This is a genomic window from Duncaniella muris, assembly GCF_003024805.1.
GTDB lineage: Bacteria > Bacteroidota > Bacteroidia > Bacteroidales > Muribaculaceae > Duncaniella > Duncaniella muris.
On record NZ_PUEC01000022.1, the window covers coordinates 15,039 to 32,659 of the forward strand.

The window sequence follows — 17,621 nt, forward strand, 5'->3', positions numbered from 1 at the left end:
ATCTCTATGGAACCCAACATTCTCACCACCACCCTCTCAAATGAGATCTCACCCGAACTCCTGCGCAACGAAATCGACAGCCGCATTGTAAAAATCCGCCCCTCCTCCACCCCTCTTGACCAGATCTCACGCCTCGGCACCGCCCGCCACGCCGGCTCGATGCGAGTGGAATACTATTCGGTCGACACCAAGGAAGGCAGCACCAACATCACCGAAGGCAACCGCTCGCTGTCAGTCGAAACCGGCAAACAGTTCTCGATCAGAGTTGCCAACAGCGCCATCTTCTCCGAAACCGAAACAGTGCTGCTCCCCACCCTCTCCGTGACTACCGGCAGCTACAAAGGCCAGGCCCTCGTGGGCTACATCACCGAAATCAGCGCCGACACCCTGACCGTCATTCCCGTCAACGCCGACAGCACTCCCGCCACATTCGACCTGAAAGTAGGAGATCCCGTGGTCCGCATGGGCCGTGCCGCCCGCGAGCTCGACGTGCAGACCACCCAGTTCATCGCCCTCCCGCGCAAAGACTACAACTTCTGCCAGATCTTCAAAAGCCAGGTTGAAGAAAGTCTCTATCAGCGACTTGCCGACAAGGAAGTGGGCTGGGAATTCACCGACCAGGAAGAAGTGGCTATAATGGACATGCGTCTCGGCATGGAAAAATCATTCCTCTTCGGCGCCCGCTCCCGCATCGAACTCGCAGCCACGGGTGACGAAGTCTTTCTCACCGGAGGCATCTGGAACCAGACCGACAACACCTTCACCTACTCCCCTGCCGATTTCGACGAGACCGCCATTGTCAGGCTCGCCCGAAAAGCCTTCACCGGACACTCCGGATCGGCCCGCAAAGTACTGATAGCCGGCTCAGGACTAATCGAAGCCCTCAACACCTTCAAAGCCGTCCGCACCGTAAGCGCCACCGAGAAGAAAACCATCTGGGGCATAGACTTCCACCTCATAGTCACCAAATTCGGCACCCTCTACGTGCACCACTCCGAAGTCTTCGACCTATGCGGAATGCCTGACAACGGCATGGTCATCGACCCCGAATATCTCACCAAATACAGCCATGTCCCCTTCTCGGCCGAGCGCATCAGCTTCCGCAAACAGGGGTTGCGCAACACCGAAGGAGTAGTCCTCACCGAAGCCTCCTGCCTTGTGCTCCGCCATCCCAACGCCCACATGCGCATCACCGCCCGCTGATCCCGCCGCCCAAAAAAATCCGGAGAGCCCCCGCATCGGGAGCCCTCCGGCATTTTTTCTTTTTATAAAGCCTTGTTATTTGGCAGGTGTCACGTCAGAAGTCTCAACCTCAAACACAAGCATCGCATTGGGAGCGATACCGGCCTGCGGATTGCCATCCACACCGTAAGCAAGCTTGCCGGGGATATAAAGCACATACTTCGAACCGTTCTTCATCATTGAAAGACCTTCGCCGAAACCGGGCACAACACGGTTGGGGTTCATAACCACACCCTCGGAATTGCTGTCGAACTCCTTACCGTCGATGAGTTTGCCCACGTATTTAACCTTTGCGCTGCCGTTGGCACCTACAGCCTCACCTTCGCCGGCCTTGATCACCTTATAGGCGAGACCCGACTCAGTAACCTTGATTTCAGGATCTTTAGCCATCTGATCCTTCAGATAAGCCTCACCCTTGGCCACGTTTTCCTTGGCCTCAGGGCTGTTCTCCTTAGCCTCGCGGGCAGCAGCTTCCTGCTTCTGATAGTATTCCATCATCTTCTGCTGGGCCTGCTGGGCAAGAGCCTGGAACTCGGTCTGGAGCTCGCGCATCTGATCTGAATCAACAGAATCGGCAGAGAACGCCTTGGCATAAGCCTCATAGAGCTTGTTGCGGTCAATGGGCACACCGGCCTCCTCATAGCGGAGAATCTGGCCGAACAGCTGCATACCGAACTGGAAACCGGTCAGATATCCCTGCTGGGTAGTGTCGGTCATAAGAGCCTGCTTGAGACCGCGGAGAATATCGTCTTTCTTGTAGTTGGCCTGCTGCTCTTCGGGAAGTGTCATATATTCCGAAAGAAGACGGCTGCCCTGGGCAGAACCCATCGCAACAGAGAGAGAGTCGCCAAAACCTTGGTTGGCATTGTCAGAAGAAGATGTCTTGTTGCATGAAGTAGCACCAAACATCATAGCGGCGACGCCGCATACCATGAGAAGTTTTTTCATAAACTTTGTAATTGTTATTTTAATATGGTGTTGTTTCTATTCCAAATACGCATCACAGCTGAGAGCGGTCGACCGAAAGCAGCCTGACGGTAAACTCGATAGCCGCACCCGGAGGAATCACATCGCCCACACCGCGCTCGCCATAGCCCAGAGAGGCCGGAAGCACAATCCGGTATTCACCGCCGGGACGCATCATCTGCAGCCCCTCGCGGAAACCCGGAACAAGGCGCACCAGATCGAAGCTCACAGGCTCCTCGGTCTTGTCGAAGACACTCCCGTTGCTCAGACGGCCGGTGTACTCAATATTGACCTTGTCGGCAGCGCCCGGAAAATCGCCCTCGCCCTCGGTGATCACCTCGAACACGAGCCCTGAAGGAGTTGTCACCGCCCCCTTCTTTCCGGCGGCCTCCGCAAGGAAAGCAGCCTGGCTCTCAGGAGTGAAAGCCGAAGAATCGTAGCCGCCCACGAGCGGAACGATCTGACGGTCAATGAACTCACCCGCGCTACCGGCCGTGAAACCGACACTGCCTCCATTGAGCACAGTGACTACAGCCTTGGCAAACGCCTCGCGGTCAACCTTCATGCCCAGCGACTCCATTTCACGCAGACCGGACAGGAAATTCATTCCCACTCCGATCCCGTTGCGGTAGGCGCTGCTTGCCGAAGTAGTATCGGTCAGAGCCGCCTCCACACCCTCAAGAAAACGGAGATTCTCGGCAGGACTAAGCCTCTCGGTCTTCACCGAAGTGCCCCAGAACGTAGCCAGCGCCCGCGTAAGCGAATCGGAAGCCGCAGTCTGAGCCTCAGCCGTAAAAGCAAGCGTCAGCACGGCCGCCAGAACCAGCCCCCGAACTGCTCGCATTGCAATACCTTTTATCTGCATATCGCATTGTCAGTCATCTCAGGCAGAGACGGCCGTCTTACTTTTTGATGACCTTCAGAAGTTCGACATCGAAAATCAAGGTCGAGTTCGGACCGATCATGCCGCCTGCACCCTGAGGGCCGTAAGCCAGCTGAGAGGGAATGAACAGACGCCACTTCGAACCGGCCTTCATCAGCTGAAGAGCCTCGACCCAGCCGGGAATCACCTGAGTGACACCGAAAGTAGCCGGAACACCACGCTCAACAGAACTGTCAAACACAGTGCCGTCGATCAGCTTGCCGGTATAGTGCACCTCAACCTGATCCTGAGCGGTAGGCATCTCGCCGTCACCATCCTCGATCACCTCATACTGCAGACCCGAAGCAGTGGTCTTGACCTCCACACGCTTGCCGTTCTCTTCAAGGAACTGCTTGCCCGCAGCGGCATTAACATCGGCCATCTTCGCAGCCTCGGCGCGCTGCTTCTCTTCAAGAGCAGTGAAATATTTCTGAATCTCAGCCTTAGCCTCGTCATAAGTCATCTTGGGCTCACTTCCGTAGAACACAGCGGCAACGCCATCGGCAAAATCCTCAACGTTGATTTCCTGAATTCCGCTCGCACGGAAATTATTGCCCATGCTCAGTCCGAGAGCATAGCTGATACGGTCTAATTCTTTATTTTCCATAATTATATAAGTTCGTTTGTTGTCATCAAGTCTGCAAAGATAGGCTATTTTACGGCTACCCCTTTAATATTTTTAATTTAAAAAAGTTAAATCAGCAGCCATAAGCCTTCATCAAGAGAAACATCAGCCTGCCGAAAGGCCCGGCCGGCACATCCTTCAGACTTATAACGCCCTACAGCACCAATAGTTGGACTGACAGCGGCTTAAAACTCGTTAAGACGCGCAAGATACTTGCCTATGATATCGAACTCGATGTTCACACGGCTGCCCGGACGGATATCCTTGAAATTGGTATGCTCGAATGTATAGGGAATGATCGCCACACGGAAAGAGAACTGCTCCGAATCGCAAACAGTCAGACTCACGCCGTTGACCGTCACAGAACCCTTCTCCACAGTCACATAACCCTTTGCGGCCATGCGCGGATCAACCTCATAGCTGAACTTATAGTAGCGGCTTCCCTCCACCTCTTCAATCTCCTCGCAGACAGCCGTGCAGTCCACATGGCCCTGCACTATATGCCCGTCAAGACGGCCGTTCATAAGCATAGAACGTTCGAGGTTCACACGGCTCCCGGCCTCAAGCAGACCGAGATTACTGCGGTCAAGCGTCTCCTGGATCGCAGTCACGGTATAAGTCCCGTCGCCGGGCAGAGCAACCACAGTCAGACACACACCATTGTGGGCCACACTCTGGTCAATCTTCAGCTCATCAGTGAAACTGCATCTGACGCGCAGATCCACATTGCCCTCACGGCGCACAACTTCAACCACTTCGGCTGCTTCTTCAACGATTCCTGAAAACATATCCAATATTTGTTTTTATGATTCTGATAATTCTGAACTATTGATGCATCCGGACCCCGGATCATCCACACAGGCCACCGCCCGCGTCACCCGCAAGCAGTCGAAACCCGCGCAAATGTACAAATTTTACCCCGTATTTCAAATCATCCTGCACCATGTTCTGGATCATCTTCAGCGACGGACCTGAGGCACTCGAATAATTTTTCACATCGACAAGCCCGCGCGAAAGCCCGGCCTCGGCAATGCCGCCGGCCAGAAACGTCAGAATCAGCAACAGAAATACGCCTAAAAAGTCAGGACGTCTGGACATGGGATCAGGATGATGTATATATATTATATATAGGTGGGATTTAAGGTATGCCTGTGACGGGTGTAGCTCAAAATTACAACCTTTTTCAGAACTTTAATACTTTTATGACAATTTTTATAAACCATTTTTGCGACATTTGCATTTAAGAGGTTGTTATTTAAACAGCATCTTAAATCCGGAATCTTCACTGTCAACAGCATAAAATGAAAAAAAGTCTTCTATATACGCGCACCGGCGATGCCGGAATGACCTCGCTGGTCGGTGGCAAGCGAGTGGCCAAAAACTCGCCCCGCGTAAATGCCTACGGCACTCTTGACGAGCTGAACGCCCACATCGGTCTTGTCCAGGCCCACTGCGCGCAGCTCGACAACTTCGTCACCGCCACTCTTCTGAGCATCAACAACACGCTCTTCAATCTGGGAGCCTATCTGGCCACACCTCCGGCACCCGCCCCTGCCGATGACAGCGAGCTGCCGCAGTCGCTTAGGGTGATCCCCGACCGCATTGCCGAACTCGAACAGCAGATCGACACTCTCGATGGCTCAGTGCCCGAACAGCGCACTTTCATTCTGCCGGGCGGAAGCATCGGGGCTGCCCATGCCCATGTGGCCCGCACTGTGTGTCGCCGCGCCGAACGCGAGATACTCAATCTTGCCGACACAGGCGAGGCTGTGGCGCCGATTGTGCTCACCTACATAAACCGCCTGAGCGACTATCTCTTCATCCTCGCCCGCTACATCAACCACTTCACCGGCACCCCTGACATCCCCTGGCAGCAGTCATGATCAGCGCCGGGGATAGCTTTTTTCTTTGCAGAATTTGATCTCGTTCCAACTATTCTTCTTAACTTTGCACCATAAATTTCGGTGATCCTTATGCCGGACAGAGGTCCGGACAGGATTGAAAAGGGAACCGGGTGAGAATCCCGGACAGACCCGCTACTGTAAGTCCGCCACAAGGCCATGAGCCTGTGGCAGTAGCTTCACGGCAACTTTTTTTACGGTCACTGCAAAAGCCCACTCAGGGCTGCGGGAAGGCCGCCGCGAAAGCCGGATAAGTCAGGAAACCTGCCGAAATAGACATCCTGATTGCAGCTTTCGTGGACTAAAGCCGGCATCACTGATTCTGATCTCATCCGCACCTCCCCCTGGCCGGGCCTATCCGGCCGGATGCGCATTTTCCTCGTTTCCATAGCCCTCCGGGCCGGAAATGCGGTCCGGGCGCATTGCGGACGGTTTATGAATAGCCGTCACCCCGACTGTCTGACATTCAGGCGTCTGAGTGACTTCTTTTTATTTTAACCAATCATAAACCGAATGAAGATCAAATCTTTACTTCCTCTGACCACACTCTTAGGACTGATGTGGACAGCCGGAGTTTCGGCCACAGAAGTGACCGTAACGCTCAACACCATCAGCAAATCAATGACCGTGGTCCCTGCAGCCGGAGGCGAGACCGTAAACATCGGCGAGCCTTCAGCGGATTCAAACCCTGTCTACACCTTCAACTGCGATCCGGGCGACTACGTAATGAACCTCTTCGATGCCAAAGGTACTCCGACAGGCTCTATCTCCGTCTCCGTCTCAGGCGAAACCGACAATGTAAGGCTCTACAACATTTCGCTTTACGCTACAAACAAGACCGACGGCATCGAATGGCAGCTCGGCAAAGACTATGACGTTCCCTTTGACCGGATCAACGTATCCTCCCAGAAAGGCGAAAACCATCCGGTGACTCCTGTGGTCTATGCCAACAGCACCCGCAAGGTGATTACCTTTCCGGTTATAATCGGCGATTCATTTACCGCCACCCTCTTCCCTTCAGGAGACTATGCCGAAGACTATGCCGAGGTCACAATAACACGGACCGTAACATTCGATGTCTCCGCGTCATGCACTTTCGAGCCCTATGTCACTTTCTCTCTGACCGCGCCAAAGGATGCCGAAGTCAAAGTGGCTCAGAAGATCGGATCGCGCCACTACGTGCCTTTCACCTACTACGATCCGGCAACGGCTGTCGAATCAGGCAACGACATGGTCTATACCTATCGTCTGCCCAAGAGCTCCAACTACAACTACCGCGTGTCACGTCCGGGCAGCATCACCAATGCCGGTATCTTTGACCCGTCAAAAGGCGACATCACTATCACAGACGCCCAACTCAACGCCTATCCGTCAGACTATTATAATCATGACGTGGCAGCCAACAGCGGCTACAACTATGCCGACATATATCTCAACATCAATCCGCAGGGGCATCTCCACATGCAGCCTGACAGCAAGTTCCACATCGTCAACCTGCGCACCTGGCAGCTGACCAACACCGTTACAGCCAACTATTTTATCGAACCCGACTATCACTACACCGTGCTCGGCACTGACTTCAAGCCCGACAATTCGGTGATCGACATCACGACTGAAGGCCTCATCACCGCAAAGAAGCAAGGCACCGCAATTGTGCAGGTACGCTATGACGCCATGTCGGTCGATGTAGCCGGAGGCAATCTCTGGAGCTCGATCTGGGCTGAGAATGTCGGCACCTTCGTGGTCACTGTCGGCGACAAGGCCGAAGGAATCAGAAGCAACATGAAGCTTCCCTACACTCATGAAAACCGCACCGGCGAGATTGATGCCGAACATGATGTCTTCTACTACATGAAGGGTGAAGACGGTTTCGACTACACCTTCACCCCTGAAGGCGTGGCTTCCGTGAGCGTGGCCACTCCGCTTGTCGACCTTGAGAAAAACACCCTGTCGTATCCCAGTGGGTTCTCGACCGAAAAAGTCAGCAAAAACGCCGACGGCTCATATACCGTCCGGCTGGCATTCGGACGCAACATCGTCTGTCTGACTGACGCCGCAGGCAACAGCGTCTACCAGGTAATGTCGGCAAAACCGGCCTCCTACAGTGTGTCCAAGGCCAAAGATGTCCGTAATGACAGCTACAACCTGCCCGGCGACGTCCTTGAGGTAAACTTCAGCGGCCTCTACCACAATGCAGGAAAGCTGGCCGCAATCTACAACCAGGGATGCTCTCCTCTCTATTCATCCATCCCTGAAGGCTATGACAGCAACAGCGTCAAAGGCTCAGGCGGCCAATACAATTTCCCCGTTCAGCAGAAAGTGACCGTAACACTCAAAAACGACCAGCAGCCCATCGATTTCGACCTCAGCGGCGGATGCCTGACCTTCGGCGGTTTCGGCGACAAGCTCGGCGGTCACCGCGACATAGACTATTTCACAGGCCGCAATCCCAACTTCACGGCTGCGTCTCAGTATCAGCTTTCCGGCGTTATTCCTGACGTATCGTTCAGAACCGATGCCTTTGCTGACGGCATGGAACTCTCCATGAGCCTCGAATTCGGCAAAAGTGCCACTCCCGTCTCACTCGCCGCCTGCAAACTGTTCCTCGGCGAAGAAATGACCGTCACAAGCTCTGACAAATCAATCGCCACCGTCGACAAGAACGGCAAAGTGACAGCCGTAGCTGACGGAAACGCCGTAATCACCTATGCCAATGCCGACGGCACAAAGAGATTCACCTGCTCTGTCGAGGTGTGGAGCATAAAAGTGGAAGGCATTGCCTTCAAAGACGAGGTTGTAGAAGCCATTGCATCCACAAAGGGAACCCGCATCATCTCGACAGCCCTGATATGGACCCCGGCCAAACCCTCAAACCAGAATGTGACCTATGAACTCTCCAATCCTGATGTGGTCAGTCTTAAGAACAACCGCTTATACACAATAGCCGGCAAGGCAGGAGAAACAGATGTCACAGTAACCACTGCTGACGGCGGCTATAAAGCCACATGCCATGTCATAGTCCGTATGGCTCTCGAAAAACTTGCCTTTGAAGAATCAGCCGAAGAACTGACCGAGGGTGAAAGCCTTTCTCTTAAACCGGTCTACACTCCTGAAAACACTGATTTCAAGGAACTCATCTGGGTTTCCACCAACCCTGAGATTGCAAGCGTTGATGAAAACGGCCTCGTCACTGCGCTTAAGGAAGGAACCGCGTCCATAAAAGCTACCTCAACCAAATATTCCTACATCAGCGCCACCTGCAATGTGACCGTCAAAGCGAAAGACCAGTCCGGAATCGAAACCGTCGGCATAGCCGGAGTGAAGGCCTATCCCAATCCGTTCACCGACTATATCATGGTGCAGACACCGGTTGCCACAAGCACGTCAGTCTATAGCCTGCAGGGATCGCTGCTGATCAGCGCATCTCTGGAAGCCGGTCAGAACCGCATTGACACCTCGGCCCTCCCCTCCGGACTCTATCTTGTCCGCATCGGCTCTGAAACCGTCAAGATGATCCGCAAGTAACAAGTGAGAGGTCGTTAAAAGCACGACCCTCTAAGCACACTCGGCCATACCGAGTATTACGCCAAAGGGCGCTGCCATGAGCGAAAAATCTCGCCATGACAGCGCCCTTATCAACACCTCCCCCGGATCTGCCAGCCCCCGAAATCCTGGAAAACGGCAAAAATCGCCCGAAAAATCTTGGAAAAACGGCAAAAACAAGCAAAATCACCTTGGAAAAACGGCAAAAATCGCCCAAAAAGCCTTGGAAAAACGGCAAAAACAAATTATTTTTGCAAAAAAGCAGATTCAGCATGGCACTATTCCGACACCTAAACAGTTATTTAAAAGATTTTTATGCATCGCAAAAGACTGCATTGCTACTCACCGGAGCCAGACAGACAGGAAAAACATATGCAATCCGTCAGTTAGGCAAGCAGTTCAAGTCTTTTGTCGAGATAAATTTCATCGAAAAACCGGAAGCTATACAGCTTTTCAAAGATGCAAGTTCTGTAGATGATATATTGCTCAGAATTTCAGCCATCAGCCAACAGCCTCTTTATAAAGGGGAGACTCTGATTTTTTTTGACGAGGTACAGTGCTGCGAGAACATTGTGACCGCCATAAAGTTTCTTGTTGATGAAGGGAGCTACAGATACGCTCTTAGCGGATCACTGCTCGGAGTGGAACTATCAGAAATACGTTCAGTTCCGGTAGGATATTTAAGTATCAAGGAGACATATCCGCTGGATTTTGAAGAATTCATACTGAACTTAGGCGTCGCACAGCGCATAATTGACAGCGTAAGAGAATGCTGGACCGATTGCAGGCCTGTCGACCCGGTGATTCATGAGAAACTGCTCGAATTATACCGCCTTTATACTATAATCGGAGGTATGCCGGCAGCTGTGGAACAATACGTGACCACAAACAATCTCAACATTGTCAGCCGGACTCAATCAGACATTGTTGCCCTTTACCGCAAAGATATCTCGCAATATGCAGAGAAAGACAAGCTCAAGATTAAGGAAATTTTTGATCTCATCCCGTCTGAACTTGACGCTAAAAACAAGCGCTTCATTTTTAAACGGCTTAACGAACACGCAAAGTTTGACAGATTTCAGAACGACTTTCTATGGCTTAAAAATGCAGGCGTAGCGATTCCGGTCTACAATGTCGAGGAACCTAAGATGCCGCTGAAACTGGCTGCCACACGCAATCTGTTCAAACTGTTTTCAAATGATGTGGGTCTGCTGACGGCCCAGTATGCCGATGGCATTCAAGCCAAAATTCTGTCGGGAGATCTGACAATCAATTTCGGTGCGATATACGAGAATGTTGTGGCCCAGGAATTATTGAGCCATGACTATCAACCGTATTACTATAACAATAAGCGGATGGGCGAGCTGGATTTTGTGATCTCAGACCTCAACGGAGTTGTACCGATTGAAGTGAAATCAGGCAAAGACTACGAAAGACACAATGCTCTCAGCAATGTGTTGGCTTGCAAGGACTACGATATTGAGAAAGCCTATGTACTGTGCAACGGAAATATCCGGCGCAGCGGACCTGTGATCTATGCGCCTGTATATATGACCATGTTTATCCGTCGGCAGACTGACTGCGGAGGTGTTTTCCAGGTGGATCTGAGCGGACTGGTTTAGGAGGTCGGAAATTGGGGAGGGACACCCGGTTTCCTTTTTCTCTTTCACTGCATATCAGGGCTCTTTCATTTAAGCACAGAATAACGACAAAAATCACTTTAAAAAGAGAGAATGAAGATTTTGGGGTAGTGCTGTCCGTTAAGGCCGTTCATTTCTGTATCTACATTATGGTTAAGGAGAGCAAAAAACAGGTCCTTGTCATCGGGAAAGATCATATCGGCAAACGATGATTTTTCCGGCCAATAACGACGTTCGATTTTTTGGGATTCTACGCGCAGAATTTCGGCTTTCTGTTTAAGGATCTCCTTTTCCGGTTCTCCATCGGCAGGAATGTTTTCAAATCTCTTGAAAGCCTCTATATTGCCGGTCCTTTTCACTGCTTCGGCTATGATGGATTCACGAATCTGGCTGATATATCCGCTATAAAGCTGCTGATTGGAGACGTTTGCCTTAATAAACGAGATCCTGTCGAGACAACCGGCCAGGAAAGGATATTTCGAAAGGAAGCCATATCTTTCCTTTGAGACATCCTCACAAAGATTCCTGATACAATCGAGAAAAGATCGGCATAAAAGATCCGGCTTGAATATCAATGTATTCAGATCTCGTTCTTTAGCATAAGGCTCCACAGACCGAGAACACAAATGTTTTTCGGCCACATCGACCTCTATATTGTAGTTCCTCAATAGAAGAAGGAGCTTATGGATTTGATTGTATTTCTCCTTACTATGAAAAAAGGCTTCCGGGTGAAGCACTTCAAGATCAATTGTGAGTTTTCGAAAATGCTCCTCGGAAGGATAGTGGGAAGAGAATCGTCCTTTAAGTTTTTCAGTCACGGAAATGATGACCACAAGATTTGTATAGAAATGACGGATATAATCGACCAGCAGGCCAATCTGTCCCTCCTTTGTAATTTTCATCGTGTTCCGTTCCGTGCGTTTTTGCCATACAGCCATAAGCCATGCTATTACCAAAGAGATAAAGGCAATCACGATAGCCAGCCAGTCCCAAAGATCTAAACCTCCGTCACGTGCGAGACGTTCCACATACGAACGAATCACACTGATTGAAGCTGAATCAGAGGCTGAGTGATTCTGAACTTGTAATAAAAGATGAATATAGAGATTCGTCATACTTTATGAGATGTTTGAATAAATGGGAAGAAGTCACCGCAAGGGACGCCAATACTTCGATAAGTGCAAAATTACGTTTTTTCGTAAGAATCCCAATAAAATAAGCTACTTAGTTTTATCCTAAATAGCTAATTGCGTTATTATTGAATAGCAATTTTCTTATATCGAACTCACGTTATGTAGCTACTGATGCACATTATATCGGTTAATTTTGAAGAGCTGCCAATGATGCGGGGGGTGGAAAGGGTGATGGGGGAGTGAAGTGTTATAATTGCTTTATTAAGAGATTGTTCAGAGAGTTTGACTTGTTTTTATTCGGCAGTTACGGAGCTTTTTTGTAAATTTGTAGCCAAATTGCCCGCCTTAGGGCCAACAGCATTACTAACAATCTAACCATCACCATATTATGAACGATAAAGAAGTGGTTCTCTCCGGCATACGCGCCACCGGAAACCTTCATCTCGGAAACTATTACGGAGCTTTGAGCAAGTTCGTCAAAATGCAGAACGACTATGATTGCCTGTTCTTCATCGCCGACCTCCACGCCCTGACCACCAATCCGGACCCCGACGCGCTGCATGAGAACGTAAAGAATATCCTTGCCGAATATCTCGCCGCCGGCATCGACCCCGAAAAGGCGACTATCTTCGTGCAGAGCGACGTGCCCGAAATCTCGGAAATGTATCTCCTGCTCAACATGCACGTGGGCATCGGCGAACTCCTGCGCACAGCCTCTTTCAAAGACAAGGCCCGCAAGCAGCTCGGACTCGGAGCCGCCGGCGCTGACGACGATATCGAGAAGCAGATCATCGGCTCGGACACCAACAAGCGCGTCAACGCCGGCCTGCTCACCTACCCCACCCTCATGGCCGTCGACATTCTGATACAGAAGGCCCACAAGGTGCCCGTAGGCAAAGACCAGGAACAGCACCTGGAGCTCACACGCCGTTTCGCCCGCAGATTCAACTCGTTCTACGGCGTAGACCTCTTCCCCGAACCCGAAAATTTCAACTTCGGTGACCACGCCGTAAAAGTGCCCGGCCTCGACGGCTCAGGCAAGATGGGCAAGAGCGAAGGCAACTGCGTCTATCTTATCGACGAGGAAAAGGTGCTCCGCAAGAAAGTGATGCGCTCCGTGACCGACGAAGGTCCCAAGGAACCCAACCAGCCCATCTCACAGCCGGTTGAAAATCTGCTCACCCTCATGGAGCTGACCTCCGCTCCGGAAATCGTGCAGAGCTACCGCGACGCATATGCCGACTGCTCGATCCGCTACGGCGATATGAAAAAGCAGCTCGCCGAAGACATACTCAAAGTCACAACCCCCATCCGCGAACGCTATCATGACATCCGCAACGACGAGGCCTACATCTCGCGCGTAGTGCGCCAGGGAGCGGAACGTGCCCGCGAACGCGCAGCCAAGACTCTCGAAGAAGTGCGTCAGGTAATGGGTATCCGCAAATTCTAATCCCCTCCAGACTATCTCCCCACCGGAAATCCTCTTTAGCTCTCCCCTCCTCCACATCATTTCACAAACTCAAAAATGAAGAGATACAACCTCATCAACAACTCGCTCGGCTGGCTCTGCTTTGTGATCGCAGCGGTGACCTACCTGCTCACCATCGAGCCTACAGCAAGTTTCTGGGACTGCCCGGAATTTATCTCGCAAGGCTACAAACTTGAGGTCGGACACCCGCCGGGCAACCCGATCTTCATGCTTGCCGCCCGCTTCTTTGTCAACTTCGCCTTCGGCGATGTCAGCAAGGTAGCCGTAATGGTCAACTCCATGTCGGCTCTGCTCTCGGCAGGCACCATACTGCTGCTGTTCTGGACCATCACCCATCTTGTCAAGCGGCTGACAGTCAAGGATGACGCCACTGAAATCAGCCTCGTGCAAATGATGGTGATCTTTGGATCGGGCATCTGTGGCGCATTAGCCTACACCTGGAGTGACACCTTCTGGTTTTCGGCAGTCGAGGGTGAGGTCTACGCCTTCTCCTCGTTCTGCACCGCCCTGGTGTTCTGGCTCATTCTGAAATGGGAAAACCGCGCCGAACAGCCTCATAGCGACAAATATCTGATACTCATAGCCTACGTGATAGGCATCTCGATAGCTGTCCACCTGCTGAACCTTCTGTGTATCCCCGCCATCGGCCTGGTGATCTACTACCGTCTGTGGAAGAACACCACCGCCAAGGGCTCGCTGATCACTCTGGCCTTCTCGGCCATCGTGGTGGGCCTGATCCTCTACGGCCTCGTGCCGGGCTTCATCGAAGTGTCGCAGTATTTCGAACTCTTCTTCGTCAATGTGATCGGATGCAGCTACAATGTCGGTGTACTGATCTACGCTATCCTCGCCGTCAGCTGTTTCATCTGGGCCATCAGCGAGCTCTACAAGCAGAAGAGCGTGGGCAAGATACGCCTGAGCGTCATTCTCAGTATCTTCTTCTCAGGCATCCCCTTCATCGGCGACAACATGCTGATACCGGTGATCATCATGGCCGGAGTCATAGCATATCTCTTCCTCGCGAAGAAACTTCCGGTGCGCATTCTGAACCTTGTGGTGATGAGCATCTTCGTGATCTTCATAGGCTACTCGTCATATGCCCTGCTGCTCATACGCGCCAGCGCCAACCCGCCTATGAACCAGAACGCACCTGACAACGTCTTCGCCCTCGCCTCCTACCTCAACCGCGAGCAGTATGGCGAACGCCCGCTCTTCTATGGCCAGACCCACCAGTCGCGCGTGGTCTATGACGTTAAAGACAACGGCGAGGTCACACCTATGTATAAAGAAGGCCGTCCGATCTACGCCAAGACTGTCAAGACATCCGAAGACCAGCCGGACCACTATGAGATCACCGGCTACAAGAAAGACTATGTGATGGCTCCTGAGCTGAACATGCTCTTCCCGCGCATCTACAGCGGAGCGCATGCCGCAGCTTACAGCGACTGGATCGGCGGGCTGCACGGCAAACCGGTAGAAGCAACCAAATATATGCGCAACGGACAGCCGCTGCAGACAGAGATGCTCGTGAAACCGACTATGGGCGAAAGCCTCCGCTTCTTCCTGGTCTACCAGCTCAACCATATGTACTGGCGCTACTTCATGTGGAACTTCGCAGGACGCCAGAACGACATCCAGGGCAACGGCGAGGTCAACCACGGCAACTGGATCTCAGGCATCCCCTTCATTGACAATCCGCGCCTCGGCGACCAGAGCCTGCTGCCTTACAGCGACGGCGAGGGCAACAAGGGCCACAACGTCTTCTTCATGCTTCCGCTCATCATGGGCATCATAGGCCTCGGCTGGCAGGCATTCACATCGAAGCGAGGCATAGAGCAGTTCTGGGTGATCTTCTTCCTCTTCTTCATGACGGGTATCGCTATTGTGCTCTATCTGAACCAGACTCCGACCCAGCCGCGCGAACGCGACTACGCATTCGCCGGATCATTCTACGCCTTCGCCATCTGGGTAGGCATGGGTGTGGCCGGCCTGTGGGCGCTTCTCAACGAACTGCTCAAAGACAAGAAAACGGCAGGAACCGGAGCCCAAAAGCAGTTGGGCACCGCGATTTTCGCCTGCTTCGTAGGCCTTGCAGTGCCCTTGCAGATGGTTTCGCAGACCTGGGATGACCATGACCGCTCAGGCCGCTACGTGACACGCGACTTCGGCATGAACTACCTTGACTCCGTTGACGAGAACGGCATCATATTCACCAACGGCGACAACGACACCTTCCCCCTCTGGTATGCCCAGGAAGTAGAAGGCCACCGCACGGACGTGAAAGTGGTCAACCTCTCGTATCTGACCACCGACTGGTATGCCAACCAGGTCAAGCACCCCTCCTACGAGGCTGCCGGAATCGAGACCCTGGCCAAGCCTGAAGACTACGGCTATGACCGCATGAACTTCAACTACTTCTCGGCCGAATGTGACACCACACCGGTCCACATCTTCACCGCCTTGCGCCAGCTCTATGACAAGAAGTCGAGCGAGAATCCTTGGGGCGCCCCGATGATGGACTACAACAACTTCATCATCCCCGTCGACATCCCCGCCGCAGTCAAGGCCGGCCGCATCTCCGAGCATGAGGCAGACATGGCAGACACTGCCATCCAGGCCAACATGACCAATGACCGTGAGGCAATGCGCCACGGCGGTCTGACCCTCAGCCAGGTACTTTCGCTCGACATGCTCGCCACTTCGGTGAAAAACGGATGGAAAAACCCGATCTACTTCGCATCGACCGTGCCTTCGGACTATTATCTGGCCCTCCAGCCCTATATGCGCTCGACAGGTATGGCCTATGAGGTGACACCGGTGCGCAACGACGAGAACAGCGACTATGAGATCTCGGCTGTCAACACCGACAAGGCCTACCGCAACATCACCGAAAAATTCCGCTGGGGAGGTCTGGACAAGGTGACAGATCCGAGCCAGATCTATCTCGACGAGACCGTGCGCAAGATGGTGACCACAACCCGCTCCTACATCATCTCTGCAGCCACCGGCATGATCAACGAGGCCGCAATGGCAGAGAGAGCCGACACTGTGGCCGAGCTTGATGACAAAGCGCGCCAGGGACTCGCCGAGTTCAAGGCCGACCGCTACGCCAAGGCGCTCAATCTGCTGAAGCTCATGGAAGAGAAGCTGCCCGAAGCAGCATCGCCCTACGCCATACAGGTGCCACAGAGAATGGCCCAGATCTATGCCCGCATCGGCATAGCCACCGGCAACAAGGAGGCATCGGCCCGTGCGGTAGAGCTGCTTGAGAACGAGCTCATGCGCTATGGCAAGAACGTGAAGTATTACCAAAGCCTCAACCCCTGGCAATACTCCACACTGCCGCAGACCGACAAGTTCATAGAGACCTATTATATGGTATATCTGCTTCAGGACCTGAGCGATGCCGGCGGTGACACCGAGAAAATGGTAGACCGTCTGACCGATCTTGGTATCAACTTCGACCGCATCGTCTCGATACTTCAGAAGTAACAGAGGCTTATCGGATAAGCTACAAGAAGCTGACAGAGCGCATATGTGGATCGAACAACCGCCATTTTTCTACCGCCTGCTGTTCACAGAGGCCATATGGCGTATATTGCAACGCGGGAAGAAGGTCGTCTATCTGACTTTTGACGACGGCCCGATTCCCGAAGAGACCCCTTGGGTGCTTGATGTGCTTGACCGCTACGGAGTCAAGGCGACGTTTTTCATGGTTGGCGACAACGTACGCCGATATCCAGAACTTTTCGAGGAAGTGAAACGCCGCGGCCACTCCTACGGCAATCACACCATGCACCACCTGCAGGGGCTTAAGGTCGATGCCAAGACTTTTTTCCGTGACATAACGGAAGCTGACAGGCTTATCGGCTCGATACTCTTCCGGCCGCCCCACGGCATCATATCGCCGCTGCAGACGAGCCTGATCAAGCGCCACTACAATATAATAATGTATGATCTTGTGACGCGCGACTATTCGAAACGTGTAAGCGGCGAGGAGGTGCTCGACAATGTCAAGCGCTATGCCCGCAACGGGTCGATAATCGTGTTTCACGATTCAAAGAAAGCGCATGTCAACATGCGCTATGCGCTTCCGCGAGCTATCGAATGGCTCAAGGAACAGGGCTATGAGTTCCTGCCGCTGCCTATGTAAGAACATC

General features: G+C 52.5%; 14 protein-coding genes and 1 riboswitch. Of the genes, 8 read left to right on the forward strand and 6 right to left on the reverse strand.

Annotated features, from left to right (window positions below; translation table 11 throughout):
* The first annotated feature begins 6 nt into the window (after nt 1–6).
* Complete coding sequence (locus C5O23_RS09820) at nt 7–1,203, forward strand: SU10 major capsid protein (protein ID WP_107032770.1); 1,197 nt, start codon at nt 7–9, stop codon at nt 1,201–1,203.
* Nucleotides 1,204–1,278: 75 nt separating this feature from the next.
* Here C5O23_RS09820 and C5O23_RS09825 read toward each other — a convergent pair whose 3' ends face one another.
* From C5O23_RS09825 to C5O23_RS09845, 5 genes are all read right to left on the reverse strand, one after another.
* Entirely contained in the window at nt 1,279–2,190 is a 912-nt protein-coding gene (locus tag C5O23_RS09825; protein WP_107032771.1) for an FKBP-type peptidyl-prolyl cis-trans isomerase, read from the reverse strand.
* A gap of 52 nt (nt 2,191–2,242) precedes the next feature.
* Nucleotides 2,243–3,052, reverse strand: a complete 810-nt coding sequence (locus C5O23_RS09830) for an FKBP-type peptidyl-prolyl cis-trans isomerase (RefSeq protein WP_205743442.1) — start codon at nt 3,050–3,052, stop codon at nt 2,243–2,245.
* Between the two features lie 58 nt (nt 3,053–3,110).
* Nucleotides 3,111–3,737, reverse strand: a complete 627-nt coding sequence (locus C5O23_RS09835; RefSeq protein ID WP_107032773.1) for an FKBP-type peptidyl-prolyl cis-trans isomerase — start codon at nt 3,735–3,737, stop codon at nt 3,111–3,113.
* A 203-nt stretch (nt 3,738–3,940) separates the two neighbouring features.
* Nucleotides 3,941–4,543 (reverse strand): riboflavin synthase, encoded by a 603-nt coding sequence (locus tag C5O23_RS09840; protein WP_107032774.1) that lies wholly within the window; start codon nt 4,541–4,543, stop codon nt 3,941–3,943.
* Between the two features lie 61 nt (nt 4,544–4,604).
* Entirely contained in the window at nt 4,605–4,853 is a 249-nt protein-coding gene (locus tag C5O23_RS09845; RefSeq protein ID WP_107032775.1) for a hypothetical protein, read from the reverse strand.
* Between the two features lie 203 nt (nt 4,854–5,056).
* On the opposite strand from C5O23_RS09845, the gene C5O23_RS09850 reads away from it, so the two are divergent.
* The 4 genes from C5O23_RS09850 to C5O23_RS09860 all read left to right on the forward strand — a co-directional run bounded on the left by C5O23_RS09850 (nt 5,057) and on the right by C5O23_RS09860 (nt 10,821).
* Nucleotides 5,057–5,638 carry a cob(I)yrinic acid a,c-diamide adenosyltransferase gene (locus tag C5O23_RS09850; protein WP_107032776.1) on the forward strand — a complete coding sequence of 194 codons (582 nt, stop codon included), beginning with the start codon at nt 5,057–5,059 and terminating at the stop codon, nt 5,636–5,638.
* Nucleotides 5,639–5,700: 62 nt separating this feature from the next.
* A riboswitch (cobalamin riboswitch) is annotated at nt 5,701–5,942 on the forward strand.
* Between the two features lie 227 nt (nt 5,943–6,169).
* Nucleotides 6,170–9,181 carry a T9SS type A sorting domain-containing protein gene (locus tag C5O23_RS09855; RefSeq protein ID WP_107032777.1) on the forward strand — a complete coding sequence of 1,004 codons (3,012 nt, stop codon included), beginning with the start codon at nt 6,170–6,172 and terminating at the stop codon, nt 9,179–9,181.
* Nucleotides 9,182–9,358: 177 nt separating this feature from the next.
* Nucleotides 9,359–9,493 carry a hypothetical protein gene (locus C5O23_RS14590; RefSeq protein WP_262497265.1) on the forward strand — a complete coding sequence of 45 codons (135 nt, stop codon included), beginning with the start codon at nt 9,359–9,361 and terminating at the stop codon, nt 9,491–9,493.
* On the forward strand, nt 9,472–10,821 hold the full coding sequence (locus C5O23_RS09860) for an ATP-binding protein (protein WP_107032810.1): 1,350 nt from the start codon (nt 9,472–9,474) through the stop codon (nt 10,819–10,821). Before C5O23_RS14590 ends, C5O23_RS09860 begins: the two co-directional genes overlap by 22 nt.
* Nucleotides 10,822–10,919: 98 nt before the next feature.
* On the opposite strand, the gene C5O23_RS09865 is transcribed toward C5O23_RS09860, so the two are convergent.
* Nucleotides 10,920–11,954: a hypothetical protein gene (locus C5O23_RS09865; protein WP_107032778.1), complete on the reverse strand. Its 1,035-nt coding sequence runs from the start codon at nt 11,952–11,954 to the stop codon at nt 10,920–10,922.
* Nucleotides 11,955–12,360: 406 nt separating this feature from the next.
* On the opposite strand from C5O23_RS09865, the gene trpS reads away from it, so the two are divergent.
* The 3 genes from trpS (at nt 12,361) to C5O23_RS09880 (ending at nt 17,614) form a co-directional block, all read left to right on the forward strand.
* A complete protein-coding gene (gene trpS, locus C5O23_RS09870; protein ID WP_107032779.1) occupies nt 12,361–13,422 on the forward strand; it encodes a tryptophan--tRNA ligase in 1,062 nt (353 codons plus the stop codon).
* A gap of 75 nt (nt 13,423–13,497) precedes the next feature.
* Entirely contained in the window at nt 13,498–16,953 is a 3,456-nt protein-coding gene (locus C5O23_RS09875; RefSeq protein WP_107032780.1) for a glycosyltransferase family 117 protein, read from the forward strand.
* A gap of 43 nt (nt 16,954–16,996) precedes the next feature.
* Complete coding sequence (locus C5O23_RS09880; RefSeq protein WP_107032781.1) at nt 16,997–17,614, forward strand: polysaccharide deacetylase family protein; 618 nt, start codon at nt 16,997–16,999, stop codon at nt 17,612–17,614.
* Nucleotides 17,615–17,621: the final 7 nt, after the last annotated feature.

Coding starts and splice junctions, on each gene's coding strand:
- C5O23_RS09880 (WP_107032781.1), top strand. CDS start 16,997: ATGTGGATCGAACAACCGCCATTTTTCTACCGCCTGCTGTTCACAGAG.
- C5O23_RS09830 (WP_205743442.1), bottom strand. CDS start 3,052: ATGCGAGCAGTTCGGGGGCTGGTTCTGGCGGCCGTGCTGACGCTTGCT.
- C5O23_RS09865 (WP_107032778.1), bottom strand. CDS start 11,954: ATGACGAATCTCTATATTCATCTTTTATTACAAGTTCAGAATCACTCA.
- C5O23_RS09875 (WP_107032780.1), top strand. CDS start 13,498: ATGAAGAGATACAACCTCATCAACAACTCGCTCGGCTGGCTCTGCTTT.
- C5O23_RS09845 (WP_107032775.1), bottom strand. CDS start 4,853: ATGTCCAGACGTCCTGACTTTTTAGGCGTATTTCTGTTGCTGATTCTG.
- C5O23_RS09850 (WP_107032776.1), top strand. CDS start 5,057: ATGAAAAAAAGTCTTCTATATACGCGCACCGGCGATGCCGGAATGACC.
- C5O23_RS09820 (WP_107032770.1), top strand. CDS start 7: ATGGAACCCAACATTCTCACCACCACCCTCTCAAATGAGATCTCACCC.
- C5O23_RS09840 (WP_107032774.1), bottom strand. CDS start 4,543: ATGTTTTCAGGAATCGTTGAAGAAGCAGCCGAAGTGGTTGAAGTTGTG.
- C5O23_RS09835 (WP_107032773.1), bottom strand. CDS start 3,737: ATGGAAAATAAAGAATTAGACCGTATCAGCTATGCTCTCGGACTGAGC.
- C5O23_RS09860 (WP_107032810.1), top strand. CDS start 9,472: ATGGCACTATTCCGACACCTAAACAGTTATTTAAAAGATTTTTATGCA.
- C5O23_RS09825 (WP_107032771.1), bottom strand. CDS start 2,190: ATGAAAAAACTTCTCATGGTATGCGGCGTCGCCGCTATGATGTTTGGT.
- trpS (WP_107032779.1), top strand. CDS start 12,361: ATGAACGATAAAGAAGTGGTTCTCTCCGGCATACGCGCCACCGGAAAC.
- C5O23_RS09855 (WP_107032777.1), top strand. CDS start 6,170: ATGAAGATCAAATCTTTACTTCCTCTGACCACACTCTTAGGACTGATG.